Source organism: Mesorhizobium sp. M1A.T.Ca.IN.004.03.1.1 (assembly GCF_003997555.1).
Taxonomy (GTDB): Bacteria; Pseudomonadota; Alphaproteobacteria; order Rhizobiales; family Rhizobiaceae; genus Mesorhizobium.
In genome coordinates this window covers 1-242 of record NZ_RZTV01000945.1, presented here as the reverse complement: position 1 = coordinate 242, position 242 = coordinate 1, and the positions used below count along the sequence as shown (strand labels likewise).

Below are 242 nucleotides of genomic sequence, written 5' to 3'. Positions count from 1 at the left end.
ATGTCGTGGCTGATGAAGGCAAGCGTCATGCCGTCCTCGGCCACCAGCCGTCGGATCAGGGCCACGATCTCGGCCTGAACGATGGTGTCGAGCGCGCTGGTCGCCTCGTCGGCGATCAGCAGTTTCGGTCCGGCCGCGATTGCCGCCGCGATCGCCACGCGCTGCTTCTGGCCGCCGGAAAGCTGGTGCGGATAGGCACGCAAGGCGGATTCCGGGTCGGGGAGGCGGACGCGTTCGAGGAG

General features: G+C 68.2%; 1 protein-coding gene. It reads right to left on the bottom strand.

Features of this window, described 5'->3' with window-relative positions:
* The coding region (locus EOD29_RS34470; protein ID WP_127248902.1) for an ATP-binding cassette domain-containing protein at window positions 1–242 on the bottom strand (242 nt) is incomplete at both ends.